Source organism: Sphingomonas faeni, assembly GCF_040407565.1.
Taxonomy (GTDB): domain Bacteria; phylum Pseudomonadota; class Alphaproteobacteria; order Sphingomonadales; family Sphingomonadaceae; genus Sphingomonas; species Sphingomonas faeni_F.
In genome coordinates this window covers 93,475-120,390 of record NZ_JAPZPR010000006.1, presented here as the reverse complement: position 1 = coordinate 120,390, position 26,916 = coordinate 93,475, and the positions used below count along the sequence as shown (strand labels likewise).

Here is a 26,916-nt window from a genome sequence, read left to right as displayed (position 1 = left end):
GGCGGTCCTATTGGCTCCACCCTGCCAGCGTCATCCGGACGCCACGGCCCCCCAAATCGGATCCTTGATCCCCTTCATAAACGCAGCATGGGCCGCAAGGTCTCCCTCGCTCACCGCGAAAACGCGGGCTGGGCGAACGACCCGAGGCGCCTGTGCGACGATCGGAGTCGCGGCGGTGCTGCCGGTATCGCCGAGCAGGCCGAGGCCGATCTGACGACCGCCCATCAGCTCGACATAGACCTGTGCCAACAACTGTGCGTCGAGCAGCGCGCCGTGCAGGACGCGGTGGCTGCGATCGATCCCGAAGCGCGAACAGAGCGCATCGAGCGAATGCTTGGCGCCGGGATGACGGCTGCGCGCGATCTGCAGCGTGTCGACCATCCGCTTCATGTGGATGATCTGGCGGCCGCACTTGGTCAGCTCGCCGTTAAGGAACGAGAAATCGAAGCCGGCATTGTGCGCGATCATCGGCGCGTCGCCGACGAATTCCAGCAGATCCTCGACCGCGTCGGCGAACTTCGGCTTGTCGGAGAGGAATGCCTGGCTAAGCCCGTGGACGTTGAATGCCTCGACCGGCATGTCGCGTTCGGGGTGGTAATAGGCGTGGAAGGTGCGGCCGGTCTCGACCCGGTTGAGCATCTCGACGCAGCCGATTTCGACCATGCGGTCGCCGCCGGAAAAACTGAGGCCGGTGGTTTCGGTATCGAAGACGATCTCACGCATCCCGATGGTATCGGCTCAGATTTCCAAGGATGCAAGCACCGCCCGGACTTGCGCGCGTGTTGCGTCGAAGCTGGTGTCGGTGTGGATGACGTGATCCGCCCGGGTGCGTTTCTCGGCGTCGGGGGTCTGGCGGGCGAGGATCGCGACGAACTTCTCCGCGGTCATGCCGGGACGGGCGAGAACGCGGGCGCGCTGGACGTCGGGGGCGGCGGAGACGACGACGATCACGTCGACGTTGCGGTCGCCGCCGGTCTCGAAGAGGAGGGGGACGTCGAAGACGACTCTCTGGCCGGCGTGTTTTGCGAGGAAGGCGGCGCGTTCTTCGCCAACGGCGGGGTGGACGATCGCTTCGAGCCGCTTGATCGCGGCGTCGTTGCCGAACACCGCTGCGCCGAGTTTTGCGCGGTCGACTGCGCCGTTGCCGGTGGTGCCGGGGAAGGCGGTTTCGATGGCGGGAACGAGTCGCCCGCCGATGCCTTGCAGTCGGTGGACGGTTGCGTCGGCGTCGAACACGGGAACGGCTTCGTCGGCGAACATCGCGGCGACGGCCGACTTGCCCATGCCGATCGAGCCAGTGAGGCCGATGATCATTTTGTCAGCAACGCGCGGAGTTCGTCGTCGCGATCGCGCGGTGGTTCCACGTGGAACAATATCTCGAACGCGACTGCCGCTTGGCCGATCAGCATCTCCAAACCATCGACGGTTTCAAGATCGCGCGCGCGCGCCGCTTTCAGAAGGCCGGTTTCGAGCGGGGAATAGACGATGTCGTAGACCAGCGAGTCCGGCTCGAGCGCGCCGAGATCGATGTCGAGCGGAGGCTGACCGGCCATGCCGAGTACGCTGGCGTTGACGAGCAGGCGCGAGGGCGGGGCAGCGGGGCCGATGGGGAGCGCCTGACCCTTAAGGCCGAACGTCGACAGCAGCGCCGCGCCCTTGAGCGGATTGCGATTGAGGATGGTGACGGGGCCGACACCCATTCGCGACAGCGCGAACAGGATCGCACGGGCTGCGCCGCCCGCGCCGATTACCGTGACGGGCTGGCCGGCGATGTCGAGGTCGTCGATCGGAGCCCAGAATCCGGCGGCGTCTGTATTAGTGCCGATGCAGTCGCCCGCCTGGTTGCGGAACACCGTGTTGATCGCGCCGATCGTCCCGCGGACGTTGCCGGGGTCGGAGACATGGTCGAGCGAGGCGAGTTTGTGCGGCATCGTGATGTTGCACCCGCGCCAGGCGAAGTCGGCTTTGCGTTCGGCGAAATAGGCAGGGAGGTCCGCGGCGGTGACGAGCTTGTGGCGGTATTCCGCGTCGATCCCGAGCGCGTCTAGCCAGAAGCCGTGGATCAGCGGCGATTTCGACTGCGCGATCGGATCGCCGATCACTTCTGCATAGGGACGGGCGGCTAGGGTCATTCGTAGCTCCGTGTTTCCCCGCGGAGGCGGGGATCCAGTCTGGGCACCCGCCTTCGCGGGTGAACATTGTTTAGTCTAGCGCGGGCGGATTGCCATGCGCGACCCTCCTCCAATCCTCCTCCGCAAGGGGGAGGTGGCACCGAAGGTGACGGAGGGGGAGGACACGGCACAAACGTGTCGCATGCCGCCCCCTCCGTCTGGCAAGAGCCAGCCACCTCCCCCTGGCGGGGGAGGATTGAGCGCTTCGGGTTACGCCGGCAGCTCGCCGCGTACGCGGAGGAAATCGAGGACGTTGAGCAGCGGCATGCCGAGTACGGTGAACTGGCTTCCTTCGATCCTGGCGAACAGTTGCGCGCCCGGGCCTTCGATCCGGTAGCAGCCGACGCAGCCCGCGATCGCAGGCCATTCCGCATCGAGATAGGTTTCGATGAACGCGTCGGACAGCGGGCGGACGTGCATTTTGGCTCGCTCTACGTGGCGCCAGATCGCCTGGCCGTTCTCGGCGATGACCGCGGCGCTCCAGAGGTCGTGGCGCTTGCCGGACATCAGCCGCAGATGCGCCGCCGCATCGTCTCGGTCCACGGGCTTGTCGAGGATGGTGCCGTCTTCCAGTGCGACCAGCGAGTCACTGCCAAGGACGAGATAGCCGGGCATTCTCGCGGAGACCTTCAGCGCCTTCAGTTCGGCCAGTGCATCGGCGAGATCGCGGGGCGACAGGTCGCGTAGCGCCGCCTTGGCTGCATCCTCGTCGACGCCGGCGAAGGTCGCCTCGAACGGCACACCGGCAGCGGTCAGCATCGCGCGACGCGAGGCGCTTTGCGAGGCAAGGATAAGGCTCATGCTTCCTCCGGCGTCACGGCGTCGGTCCGCCGCTGGTTGCACAGCGCGATGATCGCCGCCGCGGTTTCCTCGATCGAACGCCTAGTGACGTCGATCACCGGCCAGCCATTGTCGGCGAACATCCGGCGCGCAAAGGCCAGTTCGCGCATCACCGCTTCCTCCTCGACATAGGACGTGTCGGGTTGCTGGTTGAGCGACAGCAACCGGTTGCGGCGCACCTGGATCAACCGGTCGGCGCTGGTCGTGAGGCCGACGATCAGCGGGTTGGCGAGCTTGTAGAGGTTCAGCGGTGGTGGGCTTTCCACAACGATCGGGATGTTCGCGGTCTTGTAGCCGCGGTTGGCGAGATAGATCGAGGTCGGCGTCTTCGACGAACGCGATACGCCCGCCAGGACGATATCGGCCTCCTCCCATTCTTCCGAAGCGATCCCGTCGTCGTGCGCGATCGTCCACTGGATCGCGTCGACGCGCGCGAAATACGCGGCATCGAGCACGTGCTGGCGGCCAGGTCGCGCCTTTGCCTGCTGCCCGAGCAAGCCGGAAAGCGCGTCGTTGACCGGGTCGAGCGGCGCCACTGCTGGCAACCCTAACGCGAGGCACCGCTGCTCCAGAATCCGGCGCGTCGCGGGGTTCACCAGCGTGAACACGACCAGCCCCGGGTTCTGCGCAATCTCCTGGAGGATGCGTTCGAGATGCGCTTCGGTCCGTACCATCGGCCAGAAATGGCGGACCGTCTCGACGTCGTCATATTGCGCCAGCGCCGCCTTCGCGATGTTCTCCAGCGTCTCGCCGGTCGAGTCCGACAGCAGGTGAAGGTGAAGCCGGATCATCGGCATCTTGTCCCCAGCGACGGGGTCCCTGGGCGTGGATCTGTGGATAACATGGGGAGAAGGGCTAGCGTAACTCATCCCCCTCGCCAAGCGACCGGTGTGCCGTGGATAACACCCATTCTATCCACACGCCCGCGCACAGGGGCGGAATTTATCCACAGGCTGTGGGTAACGGGGAGCCTTGAATCGAATCAGCGCGTTTGTGGGCGTGCCGAGGGGTCAAGCTGTTGGCATTTCCGGGATCACCGCATAAGTCCCGGGTTCAACCGCCCAACCACTGCAACAACCTATTTCTAGAATCTTCTTATAGTAGAAGAAGGGTGCTCCGCTGACCGATCCGACCCCCAATACGCCTGCCTTCAAGCCGCTCCTGGCGACCCTTCGCGGAGAGCGTCAGGCCGTGCCGCCGCTGTGGCTCATGCGGCAGGCGGGGCGGTATCTCCCCGAGTATCGCGAATTGCGCGCCCAGAAGGGCGGGTTCCTCGCGCTCGCCACCGATCCTGACGCGGCGGCCGAAGTCACGCTCCAGCCGATTAGTCGGTTCGGGTTCGACGGATCCATCCTGTTCTCGGACATCCTGATGATCCCATGGGCACTCGGACAGGATTTGAGCTTCGGGGTCGGCGAGGGGCCACGGCTCGAGCCGGCGTTGGTCGACCATGCGCTCGATCGGTTGCAGCCCGTGATGGAGCGGCTGGAGCCGGTCTACGGCACCGTCGCGAAGGTCGCCGCTGCCTTGCCTCCCGAGACGACGTTCCTGGGCTTTGCGGGGTCTCCCTGGACGGTCGCGACCTATATGGTGGCGGGGAAGGGGAGCAAGGATCAGTCCGAGACGCGGCGTTTCGCGTATCGCGACCCGGAGGCGTTCGGTGCGATCATCGATGCGATCGCGGACAACACCGTCGAGTATCTCGCGCGGCAGGTCGAGGCGGGCGTCGACGTGGTGCAGCTGTTCGACAGCTGGTCGGGGTCGCTGTCGCCTGCGCAGTTCGAGCGCTGGGTGATCGCGCCGACCGCGTCGATCGTCGAGCGGTTGCATGCGCGGTGTCCCGGTGTGCCGGTGATCGGCTTTCCGAAGGGGGCAGGGGGCAAGCTGCCGACCTATGCACGCGAGACGGGCGTCGATGCGATCGGGCTGGACGAGACCGTCGATCCGGTCTGGGCGCACGCGTCGTTGCCTGCGGACATGCCGGTGCAGGGCAATCTCGATCCGCTCGCGCTGATCGCTGGCGGGGCGGATCTCGATGCGGCGATCGACCGGATCCTGGCGGCGTTCGTCGAGCGGCCGCACGTCTTCAACCTCGGCCATGGCATCCTGCCCGACACACCCATCGCGCATGTCGAGCAGCTGATCGCCCGCGTAAGGAGCACGACATGAGCGGTTTTCTCGGCGCGGCCTACGACTGGGTGAAGGCGGCGCATCTGATCTTCGTGATCTTCTGGATGGCGGGGCTGTTCATGCTGCCGCGCTATCTGGTGTATCATCAGGAGGCGCTGGCGGCCGGCAACACGGGCGAGGCGGCGAACTGGGTCGAGCGCGAGAGCAAGATCCGCCACATTATCCTGACACCGGCGATGATCGTCGTCTGGGTGCTGGGGATCGCACTGGCGCTGAACCTGGGGCTGGCGGACGGTGCGCCGGGGTTGGGATGGCTGCACCTGAAGCTGCTGCTGGTGTTCCTGCTGACGGGATATCACGGTTGGGCGGTTGGCTATGCGAAGAAGCTCGCCGCGGGGAAGCCGACGCTGGCGGGGAAGCAGTTGCGGATGCTGAACGAGGTGCCTGCGCTGGCGGTGACGCTGATCGTCGTGCTGGTGATCGTCAAGCCGTTCTGACCGGGCGTTCTCCTGCGAACGCAGGAGCCCAGGGTTACAGGCGATCGCGTTTGTGATCCTGGGCCCCTGCGTTCGCAGGGGAACGGCGAAAGCGGAGTTCCCGTCTCCGCTTGACTAACCCGCCCCCCAATTCTAACCCCTTCTCCCAACACGGCCTCCTGGCGTCCTGCCCGGTCGTGTCTTGCCAGACTCGTTTCGCCCAGTTCCGCTTCCCAAGCGCACCGCCGACCGAGCGTTCTCCCGTTGATTGCTATCCGGAAATCCCCATGCATCTCAAAGACCTGAAAAAGAAGAAACCCGCCGAACTGGTCCAGCTGGCCGAGGAACTGGGGGTCGAGAGCGCCTCGACGCTGCGCAAGCAGGATCTGCTGTTCGCGATCCTGAAGGTCCAGGCGGACAATGGCGACCAGATCATGGGGCTCGGCACGATCGAAGTGCTGCCCGACGGCTTCGGGTTCCTTCGCTCGCCGGAATCGAACTATCTGGCAGGGCCGGACGATATCTACATCTCGCCGAACCAGGTCCGTAAGTTCGGCCTGCGCACCGGCGATACGGTCGAGGGCGAGATCCGTGGGCCGAAGGATGGCGAACGCTATTTTTCGCTGGTGAAGCTGACCGCCGTCAATTTCGACGATCCCGACGTCGTCCGTCACCGCGTTAATTTCGACAACCTCACGCCGCTCTACCCCGAGAGCAAGCTGACGCTCGATCCCGCCGACCCGACCGTCAAGGACAAGTCGGCGCGCGTGATCGACATCGTCTCGCCGCAGGGCAAGGGCCAGCGCACGCTGATCGTCGCACCGCCGCGCGTCGGCAAGACGGTCATGTTGCAGAACATGGCCAAGGCGATCACCGACAACCACCCCGAGGTGTTCCTGATCGTCCTGCTGATCGACGAGCGCCCCGAGGAAGTCACCGACATGCAGCGCAGCGTGAAGGGCGAGGTGGTCAGCTCGACCTTCGACGAACCCGCACAGCGCCATGTGCAAGTCGCTGAAATGGTGATCGAAAAGGCCAAGCGCCTGGTCGAGCACAAGAAGGACGTGGTGATCCTGCTCGACTCGATCACGCGTCTCGGCCGTGCCTACAACACCGTCGTGCCGTCGTCGGGCAAGGTCCTGACCGGTGGTGTCGACGCGAACGCGCTGCAGCGTCCGAAGCGCTTCTTCGGTGCCGCGCGCAACATCGAGGAGGGCGGTTCGCTCTCGATCATCGCGACCGCGCTGATCGATACGGGCAGCCGCATGGACGAGGTGATCTTCGAGGAGTTCAAGGGCACCGGCAACTCGGAAATCGTGCTGGATCGCAAGGTCGCGGACAAGCGCATCTTCCCGGCGCTCGACGTCGGCAAGTCGGGTACCCGCAAGGAAGAGCTGCTGGTCGACAAGGCCAAGCTCAGCAAGATGTGGGTCCTGCGCCGCATCCTGATGCAGATGGGTACGATCGACGCGATGGAGTTCCTGCTCGACAAGATGAAGGATTCGAAGACCAACGAGAATTTCTTCGATTCCATGAATCAATAACCGAGTGCGGCCTGCGCCAAGCTGGCGCAGGACTCGCACCGGTTCGGCCGGCGGGGCAGGGCCCCGACCGACGACATGGGCTTTGCCCATGTCCCGCCAAGCAGACCAAAACGGCACGCGAGAGCAATGGCTTTCGCGTGCCGTTTCGCTATTAAACCCCACGTAATCCGTCACCGGGAGCTGACATCTTGAGTATCATCGCCATGCTGGCCGCCGCCGTATCGAGCACCGCGGGCCCCGGCTCGCCGCTGGAAATCTGGCAGCACATCGTCGCCGACTTCTCCAACCTCGGCGACCCGAAGGCGCTGGCCGCATTCGGATCGGTCTTGATGATCGACCTCGTCCTCGCGGGCGACAACGCGATCGTCGTTGGCGCGCTCGCCGCTGGGCTGCCGACCGATCAGCGCAAGAAGGTCATCCTGATCGGTATCGGCGCGGCGCTGGTGCTGCGCATTTTCTTCGCGTTGATCGTGACGTGGCTGATGGGCATCGTCGGCCTGATCTTTGCGGGCGGCCTGCTGCTGCTCTGGGTGAGCTGGAAGTTCTGGCGCGAAATCCGCGAGGGCGCGGAGAACGCCGGGTCGGAGGAGATCGAGGGCGACGAGCGTTCGGGAATTCGGTCCTCAAAGGGCTTTGCAAGCGCCGCTTGGGCCGTCGCCGTCGCCGACGTCTCGATGAGCCTCGACAACGTCCTGGCGGTCGCAGGCGCGGCGCGCGAGCATCCCGGCATCCTCGTCATCGGCCTGCTGCTATCGGTCGCGATGATGGGTCTGGCGGCGAACTACATCGCGCGCGTCATCAACAAGTATCGCTGGATCGCGTATATCGGCCTCGCGGTGATCCTCGTGGTCGCGCTGAAGATGATCTACGAGGGCTGGGTCGGCACCGGCGAAACGCTCGGGATCATCTCGTTGCTGCGCTGATCGCGGTACGATTGGGATAAGGAAAAGGCCTCGCCGGGATCGTCCGGCGAGGCCTTTTTCATGTATACCGTCATGCCGGGCTTGTTCCGGCATCCACCGTTCCGCACGCTCGATAGTCGTGAGTTCGCGGGAGCGTGGACCCCGGAACAAGTCCGGGGTGACGGGGGAGGCGCGGTTAGCCGAGGTTCTGCGCGAAGAACTTCGCCGTGCGCTCGTCCGCCAGCTTGGCCGATGCGTCCGACCGCCGCTCGCCGAACTCGGTCGCGAAGCCGTGGTCCTCGCCCGCGTAATCGTAGATCGTCACCTTGGGATGATCGTCGAGCCCGGCGTGCATCGCTGCCTGCGCGGCCTTGTCGACGAAGTGATCCTCCTCCGGCACGTGCAGCAGCACCGGGTGTGCGATCGCGTGCTTTTCGCCGAGCAGGCCGTCGATCCCGACGCCGTAATAACCGACGCTCGCATCGACGTCGGTCCGTGCCGCAGTCATGAACGCCAGGCGCCCGCCGAGGCAGTAGCCGACCACGCCGACCTTGGCGTCGTCACCGAGTTCGCTGCGGACGGCGCGGATGCTCGCCTCGATATCGGCGATACCCTTGTCCTGGTCGAACTGGCCCATCAGTTCGAGCGCACGGTCGAACTCGGGCTTGATGTCCGGATCGAGTTCGATGCCGGGCTCGAGGCGCCAGAACAGGTCGGGGGCGATCGCGAGATAGCCGGCCTCGGCGAGCGTATCGCACTTGCGGCGGATTCCGGCGTTCACGCCGAAGATCTCCTGGATCACGACGATCGCGGCCTTTGGCGTGCCCGCCGGCGTCGCGCGATACGCGGTGAATTCGCCATCGCCCGCGAGCGTGGCGATCTTGGTAGTGTTCGTCATAACAGTCCTCCTGGCGGCCGCTCATGATCGAGCAGCCGGGATTTGGTGATCGGGCCTTCCCCCGCGGAGTACGCACCAAGCGCTCCGCCGGCTCCAAGGATTCGGTGGCAGGGGACGATGATCGGAAAAGGATTGCGTGCGCACGCCTGGCCGATCGCGCGCGGGCTCGATCCGATTGCCTTGGCGAGCGCGCCGTAGCTGGCCGTCGTGCCGTAGGCGATGTCGACGATCGCCTGGCGAAGGTCGGCACCGCGCGGGGTAGGGGAGAGCGCGAGGGGCAGGTCGAACACGGTCAGCCGTCCGGCGAAATACGCGTCGATCTGGCGGAGTGCTTCGAGGATCGTGGGGGCGTCGCTGGTAGACACCGTGTCCACGCGGATATCGATCGCGTCGATCCGGTCCCCGGTGCCGGTCACGCGGACCAGACCGATAGGCGTTGCGATCGAGGCGGCATCGCGCGCATACATTCCCCCGCTATGCAGCGCCGCGATGGACCGCTCAAGCGTCATCGAGGGTGCGTCACATGAAGATGAATATCGAGATCGAATGCACCCCCGAAGAGGCGCGCCGTGCGGTCGGGCTGCCCGACCTGACGCCGATCCACGACCGCTATATCGCGATGATGATGGAGGCGATCCCGGACGGCCAGATGAAGCCGGAAATGCTCGAGTCGATGATGCGTGGGTGGCAGCCGATGGGCGAGGCGGGGATGGCGATGTGGAAGCGCCTGTTCGACAGCGCGACGAAAAGCGGCTGACTTTCACGTGAAGACCATTTTTGCGGTATCGAGCGGACGACCGCCAGCGGCGATTGCCGTGGTTCGGGTGAGCGGGCCTCAGGCGTTTGCCGCGGCCGAGGTGCTCGCGGGACCTTTGCCGGCGCCGCGTCATGCTAGCCTCCGGGGACTGCGGGACACCGATGGCGCTTTGCTCGATCGCGCGTTGGTGATCGTGTTTCCGGGACCGGCGACCGCGACCGGCGAAGACCTGGTCGAGTTTCACTGCCACGGTGGTCGCGCGGTGATCGCCGCGGTCGAGCGTGTGTTGTCGGGAATGCCAGGGTTGCGGCACGCCGAGCCAGGGGAGTTCACGCGCCGTGCTTTGACCAACGGGCGGATCGACCTGACCGAGGCGGAGGGGCTCGCCGATCTTCTCGAAGCCGAGACCGAGAGTCAGCGCGTCGCGGCGATGACGGCGGCCGAGGGGCGGGTGAGCCAAGCGGTCCGCGGCTGGATGGACTCGGTTGCGATGCTGTCCGCGCGGATCGAGGCGATGCTCGACTTCGCGGACGAGGACGACGTCGCGAGCGATACCGCAGCGTTCGACGCGATCGTCTCGGAGATCGACGCGCTCGCTGCGCAGATCGAGACGGTGGTCGATGCCCCGCCGGTCGAGCGGCTGAAGGACGGCCTGCGCGTCGTCATTGGCGGTCCGCCCAACAGCGGCAAGTCGACGTTGCTCAACCTGCTCGGCGAGCGCGATGCGGCGATCGTGTCGCCGATCTCCGGAACGACGCGCGATCGGATCGACGTGCCAGTTACGCGGAACGGTGTCGCCTATGTGCTGACCGACACCGCGGGCTTGATCGACACGCTCGACCCGATCGAGGCGATCGGTGTCACGCGGGCGGAAGGTGCGCTCGCTGCGGCGGACATCGTGATGTGGCTGGCCGATACCGCGCCGCCCCGCGCCGATGCGATCTGGATTCATGCGCGCGCGGATCTGCCGGGGCGGGGAGAGTTGCCGTCTGCTCGGACTTTGGCGGTTTCACAAAACGACCGTGGATCGCTCGATGCCCTGTGGAGTGAACTGCATCAGCGAGCGATTGCGATGTTGCCGCGTGGCCATGAGATCGCATTGAAGCAGCACCAGCGCCGGCAGTGCGCCGCGGCGGTCGAGGCTCTTCGGTATCGAAGCTCGGACGCGCTTATCGTCGCCGAGCATCTACGCCAGGCCCGCGCAATCCTCGCAGGCGTCCTCGGCCTCGATGCCACCGGGGAGATGCTCGACGCGCTGTTCGGACGTTTCTGCATCGGGAAGTGATGTTCCACGTGGAACATCTTTGACGCGTCCGTCGCGGCGTTCTACGGCCGTGACATGTTCGATGTAGTGGTGGTTGGCGGTGGCCATGCCGGAACCGAAGCCGCAGCTGCGGCGGCGCGGAGGGGCGCGCGTACCGCGCTCGTGTCGTTCGACGCTGCGCATATTGGCGCGATGTCGTGCAATCCGGCGATCGGTGGTCTCGGTAAGGGGCACATGGTTCGCGAGGTCGATGCGTTCGACGGGCTGATCGGTCGCGCCGCCGACGCTGCCGCGATCCATTATCGGATGCTCAATCGCAGCAAGGGTTCGGCGGTGCAGGGGCCTCGGATCCAGGCCGATCGGCGTCTCTATTCCGGTGCGATCCAGGCGATGCTTGCGGCCACTGAGGGGCTTTCGATCGTCGAGGGCGAGGCGACGGCGTTGCACTTTAACGGCGATCGCTTGGCGGGTGTCGTGCTGGCGGATGGCTCGATCGTCGCAGCACGAGCGGTCGTATTGGCGACCGGGACGTTCCTGGGGGGGCGGATCTTCCGGGGGGATGACCGCGAGGAAGGGGGGCGGATTGGCGAGCGGGCGGCCAAGCCACTTGCGGACCAGCTGCGCGCGCGCGACCTGCCGATGGCGCGGCTGAAGACGGGGACGCCACCGCGGCTCGATGGTCGCACGATCGACTGGGGTGCGCTTGCCGAGCAGCCGTCTGACCTCGATCCCTGGACGATGTCGCCGATGACTCGCGCGCGTCCGCTCCCACAGATCGCGTGCGCCATTACCCGCACGACTGACGAGACCCACTCGATCATCCGCGAGGCGTTCCATCGGTCGCCGCTGTTCACCGGCGCGATCGAGGCGGCGGGGCCGCGTTACTGTCCTTCGATCGAGGATAAGGTGCATCGGTTTGGCGACCGGGACGGGCACCAGGTTTTCCTCGAACCCGAGGGGCTCGATGATGCGACGGTTTACCCGAACGGGTTGTCGACGTCGCTGCCGGTCGAGGTCCAGGCGGCGATGCTGGCTAGCATTCCCGGGCTCGAGCGCGTCAAGATGACGATGCCGGGTTATGCAGTCGAGTATGATTATATCGATCCGCGTGCGCTCGATACGCGGTTGGCGCTGGGTGCGATCGAGGGCGTGTTCTGCGCGGGGCAGATCAATGGCACGACCGGGTATGAGGAAGCGGCGGGGCAGGGGCTCGTCGCGGGGCTGAACGCTGCGGCGTATGCGTGCGACCTCGCGCCGGTGATTTTGGATCGTGCGTCGAGCTATCTGGGGGTGATGATCGACGACCTGACGCTGCAGGGGGTGACCGAGCCGTATCGGATGCTGACGGCGCGCGCCGAGTTCCGGCTGTCGTTGCGCGCGGACAATGCCGAGACGCGTTTGGGCGATATCGCGGGGGCGGCTGGGTGTCTTGGGCCCGAGCGTCTGGCGCATCAGCATGCGCTGGCCCGGGATCGCGTCCGTTTCCGCTCGGCGCTCGACGACGAGCGGACCGCGACCCATGTGGCCGATCAGGGTGTGGCGATTGGCCGGGATGGTGCGCGGCGGACGGCGTTCGACTGGCTCCGGTTCGAGGGGGTAACGCTCGCGCATGTCGCGCCGGACGCTGCTGAAGGCATCCCGGTGGCAGTCGTTGACGAAGTGTTAGAGGACGCGCGCTACGCTCCGTATATCGAGCGGCAGGCGCAGGAGGTCGCGCGGTTGCGGGCGGACGAGGCGATCCGGTTGCCTGAGGACCTTGCCTATGATCGCGTGCCGGGTCTGTCGAACGAGATGATCGATCGCCTGAGTGCTGCGAGGCCGGCCTCGCTTGCGGCGGCGGCTCGGGTGCGGGGGATCACGCCGGCGGCGTTGTCCGCGGTATTATTGCATACGAAACGAGTGCCAGCATGACCGAAGACGATGCACAGAGCTGGACGACCGAGCGGTTTGGGGCGGCAGCGACCGAGCGGTTGAACGCGTTCGTGGCGATGGTCGTCGAGGAAGCGCCGCACCAGAATCTGATCGCGCCGTCGACGATCCCGACGATCTGGGATCGGCACGTTGTGGATTCGCTTCAGTTGGTTGCGCTTGCAGGGGCGGATACGTTGTCGAAGCGCTGGCTAGATATCGGTACCGGCGGGGGGTTTCCCGGTATGGTCGTTGCATTGGTTCGCGAGGGGCCGGTCGATCTGGTCGAACCCCGGCGACGCCGCGCTGACTTCCTCCAGCTCTGTGTCGCGCGGCTTGGCCTCGGCGACCAGGTCCGCGTCCACGCCTCGAAAGTCGAGAATGCGACCGCCGACGCGTCGATCATTTCCGCCCGAGCGGTCGCCTCGCTGCAAAACCTTTTGCGTGGCGCGGCGCACTGCGCCACAACGGAGACGCGGTGGTTGCTTCCTCGGGGGCGTTTCGACGAGGAGGAGCTGGCCGCACTCAAGCAGCATTGGCGGTTTATGTTCCACGTGGAACAAAGCGTCACGAACCCGGAGTCGTCGATCGTGGTTCTGGATCGGGTAAGCGCGCGATGATCACCATCGCGGTCGCCAATCAAAAGGGTGGGGTGGGTAAGACCACCAGCGCCATCAATCTCGCGACCGCACTCGCGGCGACGGGTATGCGCGTGCTGCTGGTCGATCTCGATCCGCAGGGCAACGCATCGACCGGACTCGGCATCGGCCATTCGCAGCGCGAGCGGTCGAGCTACGACGTGCTGGTCGGCGAGACGTCGATCGAGGACGCGGTGGTGCATACGCGGGTGCCGCGGCTCGATATCGTGCCGGCGACGGTCGATCTGTCGGGCGCGGAGATCGAGCTGGTCGATTTCGATGCGCGCACGCACCGGCTCGATCGCGCGGTGAAGGCGGCGCAGGGTCCTTGGGATATCGCGCTGATCGATTGCCCGCCGTCGCTGGGGCTGCTGACGATCAACGCGATGGTCGCGGCGGACTCGCTGCTGGTGCCGCTGCAATGCGAGTTTTTTGCGCTTGAAGGGTTGTCGCAGTTGCTGAGTACGGTCGAGCGAATTCGCCAGCGGTTCAATCCGGGTTTGTCAATTCTGGGGGTGGCACTGACGATGTTCGATCGGCGGAATCGCCTGACCGACCAGGTCTCGGCGGATGTTCGCGCTGTGCTGGGCAAGGTCGTGTTCGAGACGGTGATCCCGCGCAACGTGCGGCTGTCGGAGGCGCCTAGTCACGGATTACCGGCCCTGATCTACGACCATCGGTGTTCGGGGTCGCAGGCGTATATAGCGCTAGCCCGTGAGCTTATCGGGCGGCTTCCGGCAACTGCGCAGGTTGCGGCATGAGCGACGGTAACAAACGCGGCCGTCCGGGGCTGGGCAGGGGGCTCAACGCACTTCTCGGCGAGATGGCGCGCGAGACGCCGGTTTCGGCTGATGGTGCGGCGCAGCAATCATCGGGAGTGCGGATGCTGCCGGTCAGTTCGCTGTCGCCGCATCCCGATCAGCCGCGGCGGCATTTCGACGAGGCGATGCTCGACGAGCTCGCCGCCTCGATCGCGTCGCGGGGGCTGATCCAGCCGATCGTCGTGCGGCCGCATGGGCATGACTACCAGATCGTCGCGGGTGAGCGGCGCTGGCGGGCGGCGCAGCGCGCGCGGCTGCATGAGGTGCCGGTCGTCGTTCGCGACTTCGACGATGCCGAGACGCTCGAGATCGCGCTGATCGAGAACATTCAGCGCGAGGATCTCAACGCGATCGAAGAGGCGCAAGCGTATCAGCGGCTGGCGGGCGAATATGGCCACACGCAGGAGGTGCTCGCCAAGATCGTCCACAAGTCGCGCAGCCATGTCGCGAACCTGCTGCGGTTGCTGGAGTTGCCGGCGCAGGTGCAGTCGCAGGTGGTCGATGGATCGCTGTCGATGGGGCATGCTCGGGCGTTGCTGGGGTCGCCGGATGTGGAGTCGCTGGCGGACCAGGTCGTGTCGAGGGGGCTGTCGGTGCGCGAAACCGAGAAGCTGGCGCGTGATGCCAAGCCTGGGCGGAGTCGTGGGGTCGGTGGATCGTCAGAGCCTCGGGTGCCGGATGCAGATATTGCGGCGTTAGAGCGGCAGTTGGCGGATCTGCTCGGGTTGCAGGTTAGGGTTGCGCATACCGAGACTGGGGGGACGCTGACGTTGAGTTACTCGACGTTGGATCAGCTCGATATGGTTTGTCAGCGGCTTACGGGTGGGGCGATCTAGGTCGCGGGCCAACCTGAGCCAATTACCCCCGGCCCGTTCGTGCTGAGCGAAGTCGAAGCACCTGCGTGCTGGACCATCCTTCGACTTCGCTCAGGACGAACGGGGCATAGGAGGGCGTGGAGGGAGGAGGGAGGACCAATACCCTCCGTCATCCCGGCGGACGCCGGGACCAACGGTTGCGGTCCGCTTTCGTTGGTGATCGCACCCTGTCCATGGGGCCCGGCGTGCGCCGGGATGACGGAAGGTGGGGGGCGGGAAGAGGGAAGCGCAAGCGGATGCAGACGCAGACGCAGAACCAGACGCGAATGCGGTTGCAGACGCGAATGCGCGTTAGTTTCGCCGGGCGATCGCTTGGGATAGCGCCACCACGGCAGCTTCCGCCACCACACCGCCGGCATTCCCCGATGCCATGATCGCGCGCTCGGCGGTTCGGACGCGCTGGATCGCCGTCGCGAGCATTACTGGTGACCAGCGCCGCAAGGACCGCGCGGTGCTGGCCTCTTCCTTGAAGAACACCCTGTGGCGTTTCATGACCGCGTCGACCGCTTCGCCGCGGTCGATTTCGCCGCGCATGTCGGCGAGCGCGATCAGGCGGCGGACGAGTTGCCGGAGCCATGGGATCGGCGAGGTGCCGGCTTCTTCCAACACAGCGAGTTCGGCGCCGAGATCGTCGACCCGGCCTTCGATCACCGCATCGACCGCACGGCTCATTTCCGCGTCGCCGAGGTCTGCACCGACCGCATCGAGTGCGTGGTGATCGAGGTCCGCAGGCCGATCGGGCGCGGCGTCGAGGTATAGCGCGAGCTTCTCGATCTCGCGCGAAATGACCGCGCGATCGCCGCCGGTCGTATCGACCAGGCGGCGGGCGACGCCGGGGGCGGGGCGGAGGCCGTTCTCGTTGGCGATCGTCGTCGCGAGGCGTTCGGCGTCCTGCGCGGTCGGGGCGTAGCAGGCGAACGCCATCGCACGGGGGGAGTCGATCGCGAGCTTGACGATCTTGGCGGTCGATTTGACGGTCGGGGCGATCGCGACGACCGGGTTGCCGACGCGCTCGGCCGCGAGGAGGTTGATGAACGCTTCGAGGCTTTCCTCGCCGGCCGACGCGACGCGGACGAACCGCGCACCGGCGAACAGCGACAGCGAGGCGGCTTCGTCGGTCAGCCGGCCGGGATCACTCTTGAGCGTAGAGCCGTCGAGATCGACGCGTTCGGCATCCGCGCCCATTGCCTTGGCCAGCACGCGCGCGAGATCGCTTGCGCCGGCCTCGTCGGGGCCGTGGAGCAGGTACAGGCGGATGTCGCCGCCCGGCTTGGCCAGCGCACCGCGGATCTGGCCGGCGCTGGCCTTCACTTGGCGGGCGGAGTGGCCTGCGCCGCTGCGACCGCGGGCGTATTGCGGGCGTAGAGCGCGATGCGGGCGACGATCTGGTCCGCGACGATCGTCGAAAGGCGTTCGAGCGCGGTGTTCTCGGCGGCGATCGTCGCATATTCGGAGCGGACGACATCGATGCCGGCGTCCGAGCCCGCGGTCGCGTCGAGCAACACCGAATTGTCGCCGATCCGGACGAGTTGGTAGCGGGCGCGCAACGTGCGGCGTTCGCGCGCGACGCTGTCGTCGCGGCGGACGCCCAAGCCGCTGATCTGGTCGTCGAGGCGGATGTCGATCCGGTAGATCGGCGCGGCACCGTTCGACGGCAGGCGATCGCGCAGCGCCGTCGCCAGCAGCCAGCCGTTCTTGCCCGCGATCGGCGCGATTTCGACCTGGCCGAGCGCGCCCGCGACCGGACCGCTGCTGCCGCCTGCATAGAGTGGATGCAGGCCGCAGCCGGACAGCGCAGGGGTCAGCGCGAGCGCACCGAGGATCGCCAGGCGCTTCATGCGACGATATTCACGAGACGGTCGGGCACGACGATCACTTTCCGGGGCGGCTTGCCCTCGAGCAGGCGGACGATCTTCTCGGAGGCGAGCGCAGCGGCTTCGACGTCGCCGGACGGCGCGCCCTTGGCGAAGACGAGCGTGTCGCGCAGCTTGCCGTTGACCTGCACCGCGATCGTGACCTCGTCGTCGACCAGCATCGCCGGATCGACGATCGGCCAGGCGGCGTCGGCGATCAGGCCATCATTGCCCGCGGTTGCCCAGGCTTCCTCGGCGACGTGCGGGACCATCGGGCTGACGAGCAGCAGCAACGTGCGGACCGCCTGGTCGCGATCTGCGGAGGGCGCTGCCTTCTCGATCGCGCTGCACAGGGAATAGAGGCGTGCGACCGCCTTGTTGAACTGCAAGGCGTTGATATCGCTCTCGATACCGACGGTCGTGCGGTGGCAGAGTTTGCGCAAGGCGATGTCGTCGCCCTCGGCCTTGGCGGCGTCGTCGGACTCGATCAGGCGCCAGAGACGCTGGACGAACCGCCACGCGCCTTCGATGCCGGATTCGCTCCAGGGGAGATCGCGTTCGGGCGGCGAGTCAGAGAGCACGAACCAGCGCACCGCGTCGGCGCCGTACTGGTCGACGATAGGCTCGGGATCGACGGTGTTCTTCTTCGACTTCGACATCTTCGTCACGCGACCGACCGTCACGGGGCCTCCGGTCGCGATCTCGATATACCCCGCGTCGGTCTTGCGGACCTCGTCGGGAGACAGCCACTTCGTCTTCACCGGCGCGTCGCTCGAATCGTCGTCGTCGGTGTCGGCCTCCGGCTGCGCGTCGCTGGCGTCGCCTCGGCTATACGTCTCGTGCGTGACCATGCCTTGCGTGAAAAGCCCGGCGAACGGCTCGGAAATGTCGAGCATGCCGATATGCTTCAGCGCGCGCGTCCAGAACCGCGCGTAGAGCAGATGCAGGATCGCGTGCTCGACGCCGCCGATATACTGGTTGACCGGCAGCCACTTCTCCGCGCCCGTCCGGTCGAACGGCTTGGCGTCGGGCTGGCTGGCGAAGCGGATGAAATACCACGACGAATCGACGAACGTGTCGAGCGTATCGGTTTCGCGCCGCGCGTTCGCACCGCAGGACGGGCAGGGGACGTGCTTCCAGGTCGGATGACGATCGAGCGGGTTGCCGGGGATGTCGAACGACACGTCCTCGGGCAGCACGATCGGCAGCTGGTCCTTGGGCACCGGCACCGCACCGCACGCGTCGCAGTGGATGATCGGGATCGGCGTGCCCCAGTAGCGCTGGCGGCTGACGCCCCAGTCGCGCAGGCGGAACACGGTGGTGCCCTTGCCCCAGCCTTCGCCCTCGGCGCGCTCGATCACGACGCGCGTGGCATCCTCGATGTCCATGCCATCGAGGAAGTGCGAGTTCACGATGGTGCCGGCGCCGGTCCAGGCGGTGTCGCCGACGAACACGGGGGCCTCGTCATCGCCTTCGCTGACGACGCGCTTGACGGGCAGGTCGTATTTGCGCGCGAAGTCGAGATCGCGCTGGTCGTGCGCGGGCACACCGAACACCGCGCCGGTGCCGTATTCCATCAGCACGAAGTTCGCGATGTAGACGGGCAAGTGCCATGTCTTGTCGAGCGGATGGACTGCGCGGATGCCGGTGTCGAAGCCGAGCTTTTCCTGCGTGTCGAGTTCGGCTGCGGTGGTGCCGCCACGCTTGCAGAGTTCGATGAACGCTGCAGCTTCGGGGTTCGTCTCGGCGATGGCGCGCGCGATCGGGTGATCCGCGGCTACCGCGACGAAGCTGGAGCCGAACATCGTGTCCGGGCGGGTGGTGAAGACCTCGACGGACTCAATTCCCCTTCCGCCTGCGGGAGGGGTTAGGGGAGGGGAGGCATCCTCGGACGCTGCCGCCCCGTTCGTGTCAGGCCCTCCCCCGACCCCTCCCGCGAGCGGGAGGGGAGCAGTGAGGTCGAACTTGAACTGCAGGCCCTGGCTGCGGCCGATCCAGTTCTCCTGCATCAGCTTGACCTTGTCGGGCCAGTGCTCAAGCGCGCCCAACCCGTCGACCAGCTCGTCGGCGAAGTCGGTGATCTTCAGGAACCACTGCGACAGCTTGCGCCGCTCGACCAGCGCGCCCGAGCGCCAGCCGCGACCGTCGATCACCTGCTCGTTGGCGAGCACGGTCATGTCGACCGGGTCCCAGTTTACCGCCGATTCCTTGCGGTAAACCAAGCCTGCTGCGAACAGGTCGAGGAACAGCGCCTGCTCATGCCCGTAATATTCAGGCTCGCAGGTCGCCAGTTCGCGCGTCCAGTCGAGCGCGAAGCCCAGGCGCTTCAGCTGCGCCTTCATCGTCGCGATGTTGGCGCGCGTCCAATTGCCCGGATGGACGCCCTTTTCCATCGCCGCGTTCTCGGCGGGCATGCCGAACGCGTCCCAGCCCATCGGATGGAGCACTTCCATGCCCTTCATCCGACGGAACCGCGCGAGCACGTCGCCCATCGTGTAGTTCCGGACATGGCCCATGTGGATGCGCCCCGACGGATAGGGGAACATCTCGAGCACGTACGAACGCGGCTTGGTCGACAGATCGTCCGCGGCGAACGTCTTGCGCTCGTCCCAGACTTTCTGCCACGCCGCGTCCGCCTTCAACGCATTGAAACGCGACGCCATTATATCAGTCCTCAGCCCGCGATCGAGGCGCGGCGCAGGTCGCGGGCCTTGGTCAGGATGATGTCCTCGAGCTTCTGCGTGGTCGCGGCCTGGACCGGCGACGACACCCACTGGCCGTTGCGGTTGACTTCGCGCAGCGCCGCGACGCGCAGCGCATCGGCGCGCAGATCCTGGTCGAGGATCGACACGGTCACTTTCATGCGCTCGGTCGGCGTCTGCGGATTGGTGTACCAGTCGGTGACGATCACGCCGCCGTTGGAATCGGTCTGCAGCAGCGGCATGAAGCTCAGCGTGTCGAGGCTCGCACGCCACAGATAGCTGTTTACGCCGATGGTGGTGATCTTCGACGCGGCGAGATCCGCCTTGGGACGCGCGGAGCCGCCGCCGCACGCGACGAGGGGCAGGGCAAACAGCACGACTGCGATACGCGAGCGGCGGAACATGGGCATCATCCTGGCAAGAAAATCTGCCTCATGCTCTACAGGCGAGCCCGCGTGCCCGCAAGCAGACGCCCGCATAGGCAGATCGGCGGCGCGCGGCGTGGCATCCGTGTTCCTGCACACGGTCGATCGGCACCGATTCGGCCGGGCAAACGCGGCAACCTGTGTGCTGATTGCAACACTGTCCGACAATTCAGCGACGAGGAGGGCGATCCGTCGGTTCTGCGGCCTTTGCTGTGGATCAATTCATGTTAGATGCGCTTTAACAGGATCCGATTACGGGATTCGAAGGACAGATTCGTTGTGATGACGCGTGGGGGAATTTTCGGGATGGTTGCCGGGGCGCTTGTCGCCACCACTGCAATCGTCGCGCCCGCGTTCGGCGCCAGCGAACAGCCAGCCCGGATCGTCAAGCACAACGTCGCCGCGGTCCGCGGGATCGGGTCGTTCACGCCGGCCGCTGCCGATCCCCGCCTTGCCGCGATGTTCGCGCGCGGTGGATTCGACGCCGGCAGCTTCCGCTTCACGCCCGCCGAGACTCGCCAGGACAACCGTGCGGTGACCGTCGCGGTCCGCGCACAGACCAACCGCGGCGTCGCCAACACCGCCAGCCTGGCGTCGACGACGCCGACCGTCGTCGGCATTGCGCCGATCGCCTATAATCTCGGCATGTCGGTGGGCTGGAAGCGGTTCGCGATCTCGGGCGACATGAACAAGCTCGATCTCGGAGGCCTGCCGGGCAGCCGCGAAGCCGCCGACCTGGCCGTGAGCTACAGCGCCAAGCGGTTCAGTGGGACGGTAAAGGCCGCGGCCGACCGTCCGATGGCGAATGCGCCGCGTCTGGTGGAGGATGCCCCGAGCTATTCGGTCGATCTGGGCGGCTCCTACGCCTTGACGCGCAGCTTGGCCGTCACCGCGGGCGTCCGCTACCGGTCCGACCGCGAGCGCTTCGTGAAGGTCGACGACGACCGTCGCGACAGCCAGGCCGTGTATCTGGGTACCGCCTTCCGCTTCTAGGCGTCCGGTCGAGCGATGCTCGGCTACCTCCTGTCATCCGGACGGTCGTCGGGACCCAGTGTTACTGATCGCTGCGTTTCATGGCACTGGATCCCGGCTCTCGTCAGGATGACGGCGTATGGCAGGCATCCAGGCATCGATCGCGGCCCAGCCATGGAAGCCGAACCGCTGGATGCGCCGCCAGCGCGCCTCGTTCATTCCGCCGAGCGCGATCAAGGGTATCCCCAGCCCTCGTCCGATTCGTATGGCCCGCCGCGGACCGATCCCCGCCGCGTCGTCGTGCGACCGGGTGGGATGGATTGGCGACACGAACAGGGCATCAGCCCCGGCGCGCTTTCCGGCCAATGCCTCGACGCGAAAATGGGCAGGCCAGGTTCTGATTCCTTGGGTTTGTGCCCTACCATGCACGCCATCGGCCCTGATCGTAGAGTTTCCTGCCACCACTACGACCAACCTGCGCGCCTGGGCGATGCGGATAACTCGCCGCAGCAATGCCCGCCGATCCTGCTCGGGTGTGGCATAATGCCGAAACACCACGCCGGATCCCGGCGGCAACCGCCCGAGTGCAAGCCACAGAGCGTTGCCCATCCGCTCCTCGGTCATCAACCAGCGCGTGGGAATGGGGTTACGACGGGCCACGCCGCTGCCTATAGCGCGCGGCATGATTGCTGACGACACCACCAAATTGCAGGCCATCCGCAGCCGGATCGCCAAGGCCGCGGAGCTCGCCGATCGCCGCGCGGCCGACGTCACGCTGATCGCGGTCTCCAAGACGCACCCGGCCGCGGCGATCGAACCGCTGCTCGTCGAGGGCCAGCGCGTCTTCGGGGAAAACCGCGTGCAGGAAGCGTCCGAGAAATGGCCGGCGTTACGTGCGGCGTATCCCGATGTCGAACTCCACCTGATCGGGCAGCTCCAGTCGAACAAGGCGGCCGACGCGGTGGCGCTGTTTGACTGCATCCACGCGGTCGATCGGCCGTCGCTGGTCGAGGCGCTGGGGAAGGCGATGGCGGCGAGCGATCGTCGGCCGGACTGCTTCCTCCAGGTCAATATCGGCGACGAACCGCAAAAGGGCGGCTGTGCGATCGCCGATCTCCCCGCGCTGGTCGAGCAGGCGCGCGCCGCCGGACTGCCGGTCGCGGGGCTGATGTGCCTGCCGCCCGCCGACATCGAGCCGGCGCCGTATTTCGCGTTGCTCGCCAAGCTCGCGCGCGATCACGGGCTGACGGGGCTGAGCATGGGCATGTCCGACGACTTCGAAACCGCGGTGACGATCGGCGCGACTCACGTCCGGATCGGCAGCGCGTTGTTCGGCGCGCGGGGTGTCGCGGCATGAAATTCGACGCGCTGCTGTTCGACTTCGACGGCGTCCTGATCGACAGCGAAGCGATCGGCAATCGCCACATCGCCGAATGGCTGACCGCCGCGGGTCATCCGACCACCGCGGACGATTCGATGGCGAACTTCATGGGGCTCGCCGGGCCGCAGTTCATCGATGCGATCGAGCGCTGGATCGACCGGCCGCTGCCCGAAGACTTCTACGCCGCGCGAAAGGCCGAGGATGCGCGGGTGATGGCGGCGGGGATCGACGCCATCGACGGCGCGGTGGCGTTCGTGCGGTCGCTGCCCGCCGACCTGCCCAAGGCGATCGTCTCGTCGAGCCCGGTCAGCTGGATCGCGCGGCATCTCGAGCATATCGGCCTGCGCGAGGCGTTCGGCGACCATCTTTACAGCGGCCGCGAACATGTGACGAACGGCAAGCCGGCGCCCGATCTGTATCTGTTCGGCGCGCGGCAACTCGGCGTCGATATCTCGCGGACGGTGATTCTCGAGGATTCGCCGGTGGGCGCGACCGGGGCGGTGGCGTCGGGCGGCTATGTGATCGGCTTGTCGGCGGGGTCGCATTGCAACGCGGAGCATGGCGCGCGGCTTGAGGCGATCGGTGTCGATGCGCTGGCGGAGAGCTTCGACGACGTGGCGCGGTTGATCGCGTAAAGCGGGTCGCTATCCGATTGGGCAATCTTCCCCGCAAGGGGGAGGTGGCTGACCGTTGCCAAACGGAGGGGGAGGCGAGCGCCAACCTCTGTTCCGTGTCCTCCCCCTCCGTCGCCCCCGGCGCCACCTCCCCTGGCGGGGGAGGATCGTTTGCATGCGTAATCTCGGTCTCCTGCGTTCTCAGGAGAACCTAGCCCCGCTTCCGCCGCCAGATCGCTCCGATGCCCGCGACCAAGTCATACGGAATCGCCGCCGCCTCGCGCGTGCGCATCTTGAGCTGGTACCGTCGGCTCCCGCCGTGCGGCACGTGGATCGCGCTCGCGGGCATGCCGAGCATTGCGAACAGCATGCGGATGCGCGGCTGATGATAGCCGTCGGTGCAGATCATGCACTGCGCATAGTGCCCCGCGCGCGCGAACGCGGTCGCCGCGACGACGCTTTGCAGCGTATCCACGCTCGCCTCGTCGAGATGAATTCGCGACCGGTCTACCGTCTCGGCGAGCATTTCGGCCATCACCGACGCCTCGGATGGCCCATGCGTCCCCTTCGCCCCCGAGCAGAACAGGTCCGCATCGACATAGCGCGCCGCCGCGGCCGCCGCGAACGCGATGCGGCGGGCGAGAGTAGGGCTGGGACTCCCGTCGGGACGCACCGCAGCGCCGAACACCACGATCAGGCGCCGGGACGGTGGTGGCGAGGTCGGAATGTCGGTCAGAACTGATGCCCCGTGCGGTCGCGCTTGGTCGCGAGATACTGCGCGTTGTGCGGGTTCGACGGCAGGAAATGCGGCACGCGTTCGATCACCGTCACGCCTGCCGCTTCGAGCCCGGCGACCTTGGCGGGATTGTTGGTCAGCAACCGCACCTCGCGCTGGCCGAGCAGCGTCAGCATCCGCGCCGCCACGCCGAAATCGCGTGCATCGACTGCGAAGCCGAGTCGCGTGTTCGCGTCGACCGTATCGAAGCCCTGGTCCTGCAACGCGTACGCGCGCAGCTTGTTGACCAGCCCGATGCCGCGACCTTCCTGCCGCAGATACAGCAGGATACCCCAGCCACCATGCTGGATCGCGTGGATCGCGGCGTGCAACTGCGGTCCGCAATCGCATTTGAGGCTGCCGAGCACGTCGCCCGTCAGGCACTCGCTGTGCAGGCGGACGAGCGGGGGCTGGCCGTTGGGCTGGCCAATCAGCAGCGCGATATGCTCGTCCGCGCTTTCGGGGGAGCGGAATGCGACGATCTCCGCATTCTCCGCGCCTTCGACCGGAAGCCGCGCGCGTGCCGCGAGTGTCAGGCGGTTCGCGTCCTCGTGTGCGTCGATGTCGGCGGTGGTTATGCCGACTTCGGGCTCGCCGGTGCCGAGGAAGAACGCGGGCAGCAGTCCGGCGATCCTCGCTAGGCGTAATGCGGCGGCGGCTGCTTCGGGATCGGTCACCGGGAGCGTGCGGAACGGACCCTTCAACGGAGTCGCCAGGTCGAATTGCGGATCGGCCAGCGCGGTCGCGGCGGCGAAGTCGATCCACGGCGCGCGATCGACGAGTACGGGCTCGGTAGGATCCGCCGCCGCGAGCTGGTTCGCGAGCTTCAACGTCGCCGCGCGGCCCGACGAGATCAGGACGCCACCATTCGCTTCGGGATCGAACGCGGCCAACCGCTCTGCATCCGCCGTCTCCACCGCGAGCAGGACAAGCCCGTCGATCGCGATCGGCCAGCCGCGCCTGAGCGCGTCGACCGCGCGGGCGGCGGCGCGGGGATTGGTCAAAACGCGAACTCGGTCATGATCGGGACGTGGTCGGAGGGCTTCAGCCAGCTTCGGCAGCGTTCGTAGACGTGGTGCGACACCGCGGCTTCGGCGGCCGCACCGGTCGCCCACATATGATCGAGCCGCCGGCCACGGTCCGACGCGGCCCAGTCCTTGGCGCGGTAGCTCCACCATGTGAACAGGCGCGCGGGGGCGGGGTGGAAGCGGCGGCCGAGATCGACCCAGTCGCCTGCCGCCTGCAACTTGCCGAGCGCCTCGACCTCGATGGGGGTGTGGCTGACGACATCAAGCAACTGCTTGTGGCTCCAGACGTCTGATTCGAGCGGGGCGATGTTGAAGTCGCCGACCAGGATGGTCGGGCCGGGAAGCGTTTCGGACCATGTCGTCATGCGCTCGATGAAGTCGAGTTTCTGGCCGAACTTGGGGTTCACCTCGCGGTCGGGGACGTCGCCACCGGCGGGAACGTAGACGTTCTCGAGCCGTACGCCGTTCTCCAGCCGGACGCCGATGTGCCGCGCCTCGCTGTTCGCCTGCCAGTCGAAGCGGTCGTCCTCGACGATTGGAATTCGGCTCAGGATCGCGACGCCGTGGTGCATGCGCTGGCCGTGCAGGACGATGTGCTCGTAACCGAGCGCGCGGAACGCCTCCAGCGGGAAGTCGCCGTCGATCACCTTGGTCTCCTGCAGGCACAGGATGTCAGGCTGCTCGTCGCGCAAAAACTGTTCGACGATGGCGATCCGGAAACGGACCGAGTTGATGTTCCAGGAGACGATCTTCACCGCCGCGATGTAGCGTTGCGTGGGGGTGGGGACAAGGAACGCTGCTGAGGGTGCGGAAGAAGGTGAGAAGTTAGAAGACGCCACGGGCAAAGCCCATGTCGTCGACCGGGCTTTGCCCGTCGGCCGCGCTTGAGCGAGTCAGGCAAATCTTTTTGCCTGCCGCTCTACGCGAAAGACCCCCGCTCCGGGGGCATGGAGCGAGGGCCGACTCAGCGTTCGTCACGCAGGCGAGATATGGGGAAACCATCCGGGCAACAGGGGGAAAAATCCCGAATGCCCCACATCCGCGAGCCACTCTCTAGGGATCGAAACCTGTCGCTTGCATGAATGACGCGAAAGTTATGTTACTTTCTTCCATTCGTGCGCCGCGGATCGTTCCAGCGGAAGGTGTTCTCGCTGACCGGAACGCCGAATTTCTGGTTGGTCAGCCGGACGGTCGTGCGGTTGTTCTGGCTGTCGAGCGCGACCCAACCCTGCAACATCAACCCGCCCGGCGCGCCTGCGTTGCGGACGAACACCAACGTGATCTTGCCCGTCTCGGGGTGCTTGGGATCGTTCACCTCGACCGATACGATCCGTGAATCATAGCCGGGTACGAGCTTGGCATAGCGCGTGATATCGCGCGACGGATCGAGGAACACGACCAGAGGCGAGTTCTTGATCGGCCAGCGCTGCACCTGCTTCACGGAGTAATCGATGAAGGTCAGCGCGCCGCCCTCCGCGACGATCAGGATCGGAACGCCCTTCTGGTACTGGAACCGGATCTTGCCGGGCTTCTTCAGCGTCAGCACGCCGGTCAGCACCTTGCCGTTGCGATCCGCCTGCGAGAAGTCGGCGGTCATCGTCTCCATTGCCTGGAGGGACTTCTGCACGGCCGCCAGGTCACCAGTCGCCTGCGCGGCGATCGGCGCCGGTACGGCAGCGACCGAGAGGGCGGCGATCGTCGCGATCACCGCGGGACGGGTATTGAACATCGAAATCTCCTTGGAGCGCCACCGTTGCCCGCGCGCGCTTGAACCGCCACTGAATTCGTCCAGCGTTCCGCATCGAACCCTGGCCGTTACCTCCACCCGCCGTCCGTCATCCTGACGAAAGTCAGGATCCAGGGTGGTGAGGGACCGTCCTGCTTTGCTCTGGATCCTGACTTTCGTCAGGATGACGGGGCTGGGACCGGCAACACGGAGTGT

Annotated in this window: 29 protein-coding genes; 13 read left to right on the top strand and 16 right to left on the bottom strand. The window is 66.2% G+C overall.

Going from position 1 to position 26,916, the window contains the following annotated elements; all coding sequences use genetic code 11:
* Positions 1–30 precede the first annotated feature (30 nt).
* The 5 genes from dnaQ to O6Y00_RS13560 all read right to left on the bottom strand — a co-directional run bounded on the left by dnaQ (position 31) and on the right by O6Y00_RS13560 (position 3,802).
* Positions 31–723 (bottom strand): DNA polymerase III subunit epsilon, encoded by a 693-nt coding sequence (gene dnaQ / locus O6Y00_RS13580; RefSeq protein ID WP_107964309.1) that lies wholly within the window; start codon positions 721–723, stop codon positions 31–33.
* Between the two features lie 15 nt (positions 724–738).
* Positions 739–1,314, bottom strand: a complete 576-nt coding sequence (gene coaE / locus O6Y00_RS13575; protein ID WP_353443129.1) for a dephospho-CoA kinase — start codon at positions 1,312–1,314, stop codon at positions 739–741.
* Complete coding sequence (locus tag O6Y00_RS13570; RefSeq protein WP_353443128.1) at positions 1,311–2,132, bottom strand: shikimate dehydrogenase family protein; 822 nt, start codon at positions 2,130–2,132, stop codon at positions 1,311–1,313. Before O6Y00_RS13570 ends, coaE begins: the two co-directional genes overlap by 4 nt.
* Positions 2,133–2,381: 249 nt before the next feature.
* A complete protein-coding gene (locus O6Y00_RS13565) occupies positions 2,382–2,972 on the bottom strand; it encodes a Maf family protein (protein WP_353443127.1) in 591 nt (196 codons plus the stop codon).
* Positions 2,969–3,802: a pyruvate, water dikinase regulatory protein gene (locus O6Y00_RS13560; protein WP_353443126.1), complete on the bottom strand. Its 834-nt coding sequence runs from the start codon at positions 3,800–3,802 to the stop codon at positions 2,969–2,971. Before O6Y00_RS13560 ends, O6Y00_RS13565 begins: the two co-directional genes overlap by 4 nt.
* 328 nt (positions 3,803–4,130) lie before the next feature.
* Here O6Y00_RS13560 and hemE point away from each other — a divergent pair, with 328 nt between their 5' ends.
* From hemE to O6Y00_RS13540, 4 genes are all read left to right on the top strand, one after another.
* Positions 4,131–5,180: a uroporphyrinogen decarboxylase gene (gene hemE / locus O6Y00_RS13555; RefSeq protein ID WP_353443338.1), complete on the top strand. Its 1,050-nt coding sequence runs from the start codon at positions 4,131–4,133 to the stop codon at positions 5,178–5,180.
* Positions 5,177–5,638, top strand: a complete 462-nt coding sequence (locus O6Y00_RS13550) for a CopD family protein (protein WP_353443125.1) — start codon at positions 5,177–5,179, stop codon at positions 5,636–5,638. Before hemE ends, O6Y00_RS13550 begins: the two co-directional genes overlap by 4 nt.
* A gap of 266 nt (positions 5,639–5,904) precedes the next feature.
* The gene (rho, locus tag O6Y00_RS13545; RefSeq protein WP_031395107.1) at positions 5,905–7,161 is read left to right on the top strand and encodes a transcription termination factor Rho; all 1,257 of its coding nucleotides are present in this window, start codon (positions 5,905–5,907) and stop codon (positions 7,159–7,161) included.
* 203 nt (positions 7,162–7,364) lie between these two features.
* Complete coding sequence (locus O6Y00_RS13540; RefSeq protein ID WP_353443337.1) at positions 7,365–8,084, top strand: TerC family protein; 720 nt, start codon at positions 7,365–7,367, stop codon at positions 8,082–8,084.
* Positions 8,085–8,259: 175 nt separating this feature from the next.
* On the opposite strand, the gene O6Y00_RS13535 is transcribed toward O6Y00_RS13540, so the two are convergent.
* On the bottom strand, positions 8,260–8,961 hold the full coding sequence (locus O6Y00_RS13535) for a dienelactone hydrolase family protein (RefSeq protein ID WP_353443124.1): 702 nt from the start codon (positions 8,959–8,961) through the stop codon (positions 8,260–8,262).
* Complete coding sequence (locus O6Y00_RS13530) at positions 8,958–9,428, bottom strand: methylated-DNA--[protein]-cysteine S-methyltransferase (protein WP_353443123.1); 471 nt, start codon at positions 9,426–9,428, stop codon at positions 8,958–8,960. Before O6Y00_RS13530 ends, O6Y00_RS13535 begins: the two co-directional genes overlap by 4 nt.
* A 56-nt stretch (positions 9,429–9,484) precedes the next feature.
* Here O6Y00_RS13530 and O6Y00_RS13525 point away from each other — a divergent pair, with 56 nt between their 5' ends.
* From O6Y00_RS13525 to O6Y00_RS13500, 6 genes are read left to right on the top strand one after another with little or no spacing between them, the layout of a single operon-like run.
* Positions 9,485–9,718: a DUF6489 family protein gene (locus O6Y00_RS13525; RefSeq protein WP_056053820.1), complete on the top strand. Its 234-nt coding sequence runs from the start codon at positions 9,485–9,487 to the stop codon at positions 9,716–9,718.
* Positions 9,719–9,725: 7 nt separating this feature from the next.
* On the top strand, positions 9,726–11,003 hold the full coding sequence (gene mnmE, locus O6Y00_RS13520; RefSeq protein WP_353443122.1) for a tRNA uridine-5-carboxymethylaminomethyl(34) synthesis GTPase MnmE: 1,278 nt from the start codon (positions 9,726–9,728) through the stop codon (positions 11,001–11,003).
* Between the two features lie 54 nt (positions 11,004–11,057).
* The gene (gene mnmG, locus O6Y00_RS13515) at positions 11,058–12,893 is read left to right on the top strand and encodes a tRNA uridine-5-carboxymethylaminomethyl(34) synthesis enzyme MnmG (RefSeq protein ID WP_353443121.1); all 1,836 of its coding nucleotides are present in this window, start codon (positions 11,058–11,060) and stop codon (positions 12,891–12,893) included.
* Positions 12,890–13,510, top strand: coding sequence for a 16S rRNA (guanine(527)-N(7))-methyltransferase RsmG (gene rsmG / locus O6Y00_RS13510; RefSeq protein WP_353443120.1), 621 nt, complete (start codon positions 12,890–12,892; stop codon positions 13,508–13,510). Before mnmG ends, rsmG begins: the two co-directional genes overlap by 4 nt.
* Positions 13,507–14,289, top strand: coding sequence for a ParA family protein (locus O6Y00_RS13505; RefSeq protein WP_056064325.1), 783 nt, complete (start codon positions 13,507–13,509; stop codon positions 14,287–14,289). Before rsmG ends, O6Y00_RS13505 begins: the two co-directional genes overlap by 4 nt.
* The gene (locus tag O6Y00_RS13500) at positions 14,286–15,185 is read left to right on the top strand and encodes a ParB/RepB/Spo0J family partition protein (protein ID WP_353443119.1); all 900 of its coding nucleotides are present in this window, start codon (positions 14,286–14,288) and stop codon (positions 15,183–15,185) included. Before O6Y00_RS13505 ends, O6Y00_RS13500 begins: the two co-directional genes overlap by 4 nt.
* 330 nt (positions 15,186–15,515) lie before the next feature.
* Here the strand turns inward: O6Y00_RS13500 and holA are convergent, their stop codons facing one another.
* The 4 genes from holA to O6Y00_RS13480 are packed head-to-tail and all read right to left on the bottom strand — an operon-like array spanning position 15,516 to position 20,183.
* Positions 15,516–16,535 carry a DNA polymerase III subunit delta gene (gene holA / locus O6Y00_RS13495; RefSeq protein WP_353443118.1) on the bottom strand — a complete coding sequence of 340 codons (1,020 nt, stop codon included), beginning with the start codon at positions 16,533–16,535 and terminating at the stop codon, positions 15,516–15,518.
* Positions 16,532–17,062, bottom strand: a complete 531-nt coding sequence (lptE, locus tag O6Y00_RS13490; protein ID WP_353443117.1) for an LPS assembly lipoprotein LptE — start codon at positions 17,060–17,062, stop codon at positions 16,532–16,534. The genes holA and lptE overlap by 4 nt, the downstream gene beginning before the upstream one ends.
* The gene (leuS, locus tag O6Y00_RS13485) at positions 17,059–19,740 is read right to left on the bottom strand and encodes a leucine--tRNA ligase (RefSeq protein ID WP_353443116.1); all 2,682 of its coding nucleotides are present in this window, start codon (positions 19,738–19,740) and stop codon (positions 17,059–17,061) included. The genes lptE and leuS overlap by 4 nt, the downstream gene beginning before the upstream one ends.
* A gap of 11 nt (positions 19,741–19,751) precedes the next feature.
* Positions 19,752–20,183 carry a DUF3576 domain-containing protein gene (locus O6Y00_RS13480; protein WP_353443115.1) on the bottom strand — a complete coding sequence of 144 codons (432 nt, stop codon included), beginning with the start codon at positions 20,181–20,183 and terminating at the stop codon, positions 19,752–19,754.
* 303 nt (positions 20,184–20,486) lie between these two features.
* Between O6Y00_RS13480 and O6Y00_RS13475 the strand changes: the two genes are divergently transcribed.
* Entirely contained in the window at positions 20,487–21,197 is a 711-nt protein-coding gene (locus O6Y00_RS13475; protein WP_353443114.1) for a hypothetical protein, read from the top strand.
* Positions 21,198–21,275: 78 nt separating this feature from the next.
* Here the strand turns inward: O6Y00_RS13475 and O6Y00_RS13470 are convergent, their stop codons facing one another.
* Positions 21,276–21,800 carry a thiamine phosphate synthase gene (locus O6Y00_RS13470; RefSeq protein WP_353443113.1) on the bottom strand — a complete coding sequence of 175 codons (525 nt, stop codon included), beginning with the start codon at positions 21,798–21,800 and terminating at the stop codon, positions 21,276–21,278.
* Positions 21,801–21,858: 58 nt separating this feature from the next.
* On the opposite strand from O6Y00_RS13470, the gene O6Y00_RS13465 reads away from it, so the two are divergent.
* Both O6Y00_RS13465 and O6Y00_RS13460 read left to right on the top strand, forming a co-directional pair.
* A complete protein-coding gene (locus tag O6Y00_RS13465) occupies positions 21,859–22,533 on the top strand; it encodes a YggS family pyridoxal phosphate-dependent enzyme (RefSeq protein WP_353443112.1) in 675 nt (224 codons plus the stop codon).
* The gene (locus O6Y00_RS13460) at positions 22,530–23,192 is read left to right on the top strand and encodes an HAD family hydrolase (protein ID WP_353443111.1); all 663 of its coding nucleotides are present in this window, start codon (positions 22,530–22,532) and stop codon (positions 23,190–23,192) included. Before O6Y00_RS13465 ends, O6Y00_RS13460 begins: the two co-directional genes overlap by 4 nt.
* A 190-nt stretch (positions 23,193–23,382) precedes the next feature.
* Here the strand turns inward: O6Y00_RS13460 and O6Y00_RS13455 are convergent, their stop codons facing one another.
* From O6Y00_RS13455 to O6Y00_RS13440, 4 genes are all read right to left on the bottom strand, one after another.
* Positions 23,383–23,862: a YdcF family protein gene (locus tag O6Y00_RS13455; protein ID WP_353443110.1), complete on the bottom strand. Its 480-nt coding sequence runs from the start codon at positions 23,860–23,862 to the stop codon at positions 23,383–23,385.
* 41 nt (positions 23,863–23,903) lie between these two features.
* On the bottom strand, positions 23,904–24,950 hold the full coding sequence (ribA, locus tag O6Y00_RS13450) for a GTP cyclohydrolase II (RefSeq protein ID WP_353443109.1): 1,047 nt from the start codon (positions 24,948–24,950) through the stop codon (positions 23,904–23,906).
* Positions 24,947–25,729, bottom strand: a complete 783-nt coding sequence (locus O6Y00_RS13445) for an exodeoxyribonuclease III (protein ID WP_353443108.1) — start codon at positions 25,727–25,729, stop codon at positions 24,947–24,949. Before O6Y00_RS13445 ends, ribA begins: the two co-directional genes overlap by 4 nt.
* 344 nt (positions 25,730–26,073) lie before the next feature.
* Positions 26,074–26,703, bottom strand: a complete 630-nt coding sequence (locus O6Y00_RS13440; RefSeq protein WP_353443107.1) for a LolA family protein — start codon at positions 26,701–26,703, stop codon at positions 26,074–26,076.
* Positions 26,704–26,916: the final 213 nt, after the last annotated feature.

Coding starts and splice junctions, on each gene's coding strand:
- mnmG (WP_353443121.1), top strand. CDS start 11,058: ATGTTCGATGTAGTGGTGGTTGGCGGTGGCCATGCCGGAACCGAAGCC.
- O6Y00_RS13465 (WP_353443112.1), top strand. CDS start 21,859: ATGATTGCTGACGACACCACCAAATTGCAGGCCATCCGCAGCCGGATC.
- rho (WP_031395107.1), top strand. CDS start 5,905: ATGCATCTCAAAGACCTGAAAAAGAAGAAACCCGCCGAACTGGTCCAG.
- O6Y00_RS13480 (WP_353443115.1), bottom strand. CDS start 20,183: ATGTTCCGCCGCTCGCGTATCGCAGTCGTGCTGTTTGCCCTGCCCCTC.
- coaE (WP_353443129.1), bottom strand. CDS start 1,314: ATGATCATCGGCCTCACTGGCTCGATCGGCATGGGCAAGTCGGCCGTC.
- O6Y00_RS13530 (WP_353443123.1), bottom strand. CDS start 9,428: ATGTATGCGCGCGATGCCGCCTCGATCGCAACGCCTATCGGTCTGGTC.
- O6Y00_RS13565 (WP_353443127.1), bottom strand. CDS start 2,972: ATGAGCCTTATCCTTGCCTCGCAAAGCGCCTCGCGTCGCGCGATGCTG.
- O6Y00_RS13535 (WP_353443124.1), bottom strand. CDS start 8,961: ATGACGAACACTACCAAGATCGCCACGCTCGCGGGCGATGGCGAATTC.
- O6Y00_RS13500 (WP_353443119.1), top strand. CDS start 14,286: ATGAGCGACGGTAACAAACGCGGCCGTCCGGGGCTGGGCAGGGGGCTC.
- O6Y00_RS13540 (WP_353443337.1), top strand. CDS start 7,365: ATGCTGGCCGCCGCCGTATCGAGCACCGCGGGCCCCGGCTCGCCGCTG.
- lptE (WP_353443117.1), bottom strand. CDS start 17,062: ATGAAGCGCCTGGCGATCCTCGGTGCGCTCGCGCTGACCCCTGCGCTG.
- rsmG (WP_353443120.1), top strand. CDS start 12,890: ATGACCGAAGACGATGCACAGAGCTGGACGACCGAGCGGTTTGGGGCG.
- leuS (WP_353443116.1), bottom strand. CDS start 19,740: ATGGCGTCGCGTTTCAATGCGTTGAAGGCGGACGCGGCGTGGCAGAAA.
- O6Y00_RS13550 (WP_353443125.1), top strand. CDS start 5,177: ATGAGCGGTTTTCTCGGCGCGGCCTACGACTGGGTGAAGGCGGCGCAT.
- O6Y00_RS13475 (WP_353443114.1), top strand. CDS start 20,487: ATGACGCGTGGGGGAATTTTCGGGATGGTTGCCGGGGCGCTTGTCGCC.
- O6Y00_RS13470 (WP_353443113.1), bottom strand. CDS start 21,800: ATGACCGAGGAGCGGATGGGCAACGCTCTGTGGCTTGCACTCGGGCGG.
- O6Y00_RS13460 (WP_353443111.1), top strand. CDS start 22,530: ATGAAATTCGACGCGCTGCTGTTCGACTTCGACGGCGTCCTGATCGAC.
- O6Y00_RS13440 (WP_353443107.1), bottom strand. CDS start 26,703: ATGTTCAATACCCGTCCCGCGGTGATCGCGACGATCGCCGCCCTCTCG.
- dnaQ (WP_107964309.1), bottom strand. CDS start 723: ATGCGTGAGATCGTCTTCGATACCGAAACCACCGGCCTCAGTTTTTCC.
- O6Y00_RS13560 (WP_353443126.1), bottom strand. CDS start 3,802: ATGATCCGGCTTCACCTTCACCTGCTGTCGGACTCGACCGGCGAGACG.
- O6Y00_RS13570 (WP_353443128.1), bottom strand. CDS start 2,132: ATGACCCTAGCCGCCCGTCCCTATGCAGAAGTGATCGGCGATCCGATC.
- O6Y00_RS13525 (WP_056053820.1), top strand. CDS start 9,485: ATGAAGATGAATATCGAGATCGAATGCACCCCCGAAGAGGCGCGCCGT.
- O6Y00_RS13505 (WP_056064325.1), top strand. CDS start 13,507: ATGATCACCATCGCGGTCGCCAATCAAAAGGGTGGGGTGGGTAAGACC.